We start from the raw sequence: 3742 nt of genomic DNA on the forward strand, positions 1-3742 counted from the left end.
GTTTTCATCCGGCAAAGTGACGTTGTTAAACGCCTCTTGTACTTTGTAAACTGTTGTCGAATGAGGTGGCAACGCTTTTAGCGGAATCGTGGCCCCGTCGATGACGCCCGTTTCCATATTATGATCGTAAGCAAGAAACGTAATCGAAGCAGGTTGCAACGCATAGCGAATCAAGCCACCGGAGCCACCAAGACGTGACATTATTCTTAAATAGACCGGATGCGGGCAGACAAAAAACAAGCCCTTTCGACACAATGCTTCTCGTTGTAGCACTTGGCCCTTGTAAATGAGTTGCGGCAAAATTCGCTTATTGACATTTTCCCAGTTCAGGCCAGCCGTCGTTGTTGGGTTTGTCCGTTCAGGCGAAAGCAATCCTTCCCGCCCATTGCGATAGTTGCCCGTAGTGTCGATAGTCTGTACTTCAACAGCGACAAACTCTTTTAATTTTCCGTTGGCATCAAGTAATGCCAAGACCCAATCCACGAAATAGCTTCCCGCCCCATCTTTTTGCGGTAGTCGCAATTCACCGCCCCAGCGTTTTCCAAATACCGCTACGACGGGTTCTTGTTTAGCCTTCGCTCTTTCCGATGCCTTCCCTCCGGCGACCAGCTCATAATCTTCCTCAAAGGCAATTTTTGCTACGTCATACAAAATGCGATATTTGTCCGCGTATAAACGGATAGGGCAGCACATGACAGGGCCAGAAGTCATAGGCTTGATGGTACAGACGCCGGCAATGAGACTGTCGCTAAGGCGCTTCTCGCAATTGTCGGCCAAATAGGGGCATTGTTTGTCCGTGGCGGCAGCGATTGCCGCTGGCGAATGGTCATCAGCTCGATAACCAAAAAACTCCCAAATTTTCCCTGCCACTTTTACACCGTCCTTACTTTGCGTGCAGTCTTCTGACTTTTCTGACTTTCTCCAAGTACACGAGCGATTGTCCGACCTACGGCCGCGCCAAGCAACGGCGGTACAGCGTTGCCGACCTGCTCGTATTGCTCAACCCGAGAACCGCAAAAAACGTAAGTATCGGGGAAGGATTGGAGCCGTGCAGCCTCACGCACGGTAAAGGCCCTGTCCTGCTCATAATGGAAATAAGCCCCCCAATGGGGATCACATTTGGTCAGAATTGTGGATGCAAGGCCGTCCGGATGAACCCTACCGTAACGTTTTGTGTGGTCACTGCGCCGCGCCATGCGCATTCCGCGCGGTAAGAGCTCCTCAGGGATATCAGTCCAGTTTCCACCCTGTGGTATATGCGCCATGCGCTCAAGATTGATTTTGCTCAACCGCGCTGCTTCGTGACACGTTACGCCCTCCGAACCAATGCGCATCAATTGTTGATATTGATTGTCGAACATATGCCGATAAGGTTTTACCGGTTCGCCCATTTCGCCGTTGCACAGTAAAGGTAAGTCGCCAATGGCGTCCTTGACCGTGACGTGTGATGGCAATTCCAGGGGACGCGGCAAATTCACCAAGTTTTTCCCGGCGAATTGCGAGGTGAAATTCACTCGAACCGGCGCGTGGCGCAGCGGTTCTGGGAATAGTGCCGTCGGATCGACGCCGCAACGGCTGCCAAGAATGATTGTGCGCCACCGAGTTTGCGGCACACCGTAATGCGGGGCGTACAGAATCCGAACATCGGCGTCGTAGCCCAGAGCCTTTAATGATTCTAGGATCGCATCCAGCGTTGCACCACCTTCAAACGACACCATGCCAGGGACGTTCTCGATCAAGACCGCTCGCGGCTGAAATTCGGTGACAAACCGTAGGTATTCGCGGAACAGGTGGTTCCGTGAATCCTCGGTGGAACGCTTGGGCGCGTTGATCGAAAAGCCTTGGCATGGCGGGCCACCGGCGATCAAGTCCAATTCGCCTCGCTTCAAGCCTAATAACTTTCGGACTTTACGGGCATCGACCTCGCGGATGTCTTGGTTATCCACATGCGTGGATGGATGGTTGGCAGCGTAGGTCTGCGCATAGCGCGGGGAAATCTCGTTTGCGTAAAGCGACGTGAACCCAGCCTCGCGCAATCCTTCGGACAGCCCGCCCGCGCCTGCAAACAAGTCGAGCGAAGTCAAGCGCCCTTCCAAGGAATTAAATTGGTTCATATCGCTTTTCTCTTGGGTAATTGACGCGGCTTCCTGAATGCTGGGGCCGTGAACATATCTGGCTGCAAGCCATCTTGATGCCGGTCAGCGAATGCCCGCATGAACTCGCGCAAAACTTCCGACGCACACCTATTTTCGGCCAAGCAAGCCCCCTGGAACGCCTCACGGAGTTCCCTTTCAACACGGATACGGAGACCAGCGTCTTTGCTCGACATAGAGTGATAGTATCGTATGGATACACATTTGTGTATCCATACATGAGGTGCTCCCTGGGGTTGTAAGCCGGAATCCCAGAAATTTCCGTCATGGTTGGGAAGCCAGTACGGGTGCGGATTAACGCCAAACAGTTGATTTCCGATGCAGCCGCGCCAAGCGAGAAGATGGCACCTTTCCATGGGTAAAACGTGTACGTAAAACCATGTCGGGTAGAAGAACCAGCCGGAAACCAAGCCTCAGACGTTTTCCGACGGAATTTTCGGCGATTCCGGCTTATACCCCCGTCACGGGGTTCTCACTGCCAGTTGGAACCGTTGGAGCCTATGCGCCCACGAAAGAGGCGCATTTGTTCATAGGATCCAATTCATGCAGAATCATGTCATTACTTCCCGAGGCGTCATACCTTTGTCGAGAGGGGGTTCAGCCAGCGATCTCGAGCCTGCCTATGAGCAGTTGACTCCCGAAGCCTATCGACACGCGGTTACGAAATTCAAACAAGCGCTGACTACACCGGAGCGGCCGACCGGTGAACCCGTGTTCCTCTATGACCGCACACCAGGCGAACTGGAAAATTTCCGTTCTTCGGACAGTTTTATTCTTCCCCCTCACCTCAATCAAAAAGGCTGGGACACGCTGCACATTTCCGGCAGTGCCAGTATCGCCAGTTTGGAGCAAGTGCAACGCTTGCATGCCACCCCCGAAAGCCCCGTCGTGGTATTGGATGTACGAGAAGAATCTCACGCGATCGTTGGGGGCTATCCATGTACTTGGCGACTGGGCAACAATTGGGCGAACGTGGGTAAAAGTCGCAATGCCGTCATCGCCGATGAGCAATCTCGCATCGCTGCGCTCAAGCAGCAGCCAACAGTCGAGATCATTCATCGCAAGGATGCCAAACACGGGCTGGAGAATCCTCGTAAGGTAGTGTTGAAGAGCCCGGATATCTCCAGTGAAGAAGACTTGGTGAAGTCCACTGGTGCAGGGTACCTGCGTTTGATGGTGACCGACCACATGGGCCCGCGTTCGGAAGACATTGACCTATTCCTAGCCATGGAGCGCGCGTTACCCGAGCACGGTCGGGTACATATCCATTGCGGTGTCGGGCAAGGCCGCACAGGCATCTTCATCGCCATGCACGACATGCTTAAGAACGCTCACCACGTATCGTTTCATGACCTGATAGAACGCCAACTCGCGTTCAATCCAGGTCGCGCGCTGGATTTCAACAAGGATGTCACCCACGAAGGCCGCACCAACCTGCGCAATGACCGCTTGGAATTCATTTCGCTGTTTTACGAATACGCCAAGCAAAACCCGAAAGGAGCGCCCCGCTCATGGTCAGAATGGCTCGCTGACCCGAACACCCCCTCTCAACAACGCTGACTGACTTACGCTAAGGAAGATCTGAAGTA

General features: G+C 53.4%; 3 protein-coding genes. 1 reads left to right on the forward strand and 2 read right to left on the reverse strand.

The window, feature by feature from the left end; all coding sequences use genetic code 11:
* Window positions 1-870: NotI family restriction endonuclease (locus tag ALO64_RS13385; protein WP_054991725.1), on the reverse strand; the 870-nt coding region annotated here is incomplete at its 3' end.
* Window positions 871-872: 2 nt separating this feature from the next.
* Window positions 873-2114: a DNA cytosine methyltransferase gene (locus ALO64_RS13390; protein ID WP_054991726.1), complete on the reverse strand. Its 1242-nt coding sequence runs from the start codon at window positions 2112-2114 to the stop codon at window positions 873-875.
* Between the two features lie 582 nt (window positions 2115-2696).
* Here ALO64_RS13390 and ALO64_RS13400 point away from each other — a divergent pair.
* Window positions 2697-3713 carry a phosphatase domain-containing protein gene (locus ALO64_RS13400; protein ID WP_044345759.1) on the forward strand — a complete coding sequence of 339 codons (1017 nt, stop codon included), beginning with the start codon at window positions 2697-2699 and terminating at the stop codon, window positions 3711-3713.
* The last annotated feature ends 29 nt before the right edge of the window (window positions 3714-3742 follow it).

The organism is Pseudomonas meliae (assembly GCF_001400515.1).
Taxonomy (GTDB): domain Bacteria; phylum Pseudomonadota; class Gammaproteobacteria; order Pseudomonadales; family Pseudomonadaceae; genus Aquipseudomonas; species Aquipseudomonas amygdali.

Coding starts and splice junctions, on each gene's coding strand:
- ALO64_RS13390 (WP_054991726.1), bottom strand. CDS start 2,114: ATGAACCAATTTAATTCCTTGGAAGGGCGCTTGACTTCGCTCGACTTG.
- ALO64_RS13400 (WP_044345759.1), top strand. CDS start 2,697: ATGCAGAATCATGTCATTACTTCCCGAGGCGTCATACCTTTGTCGAGA.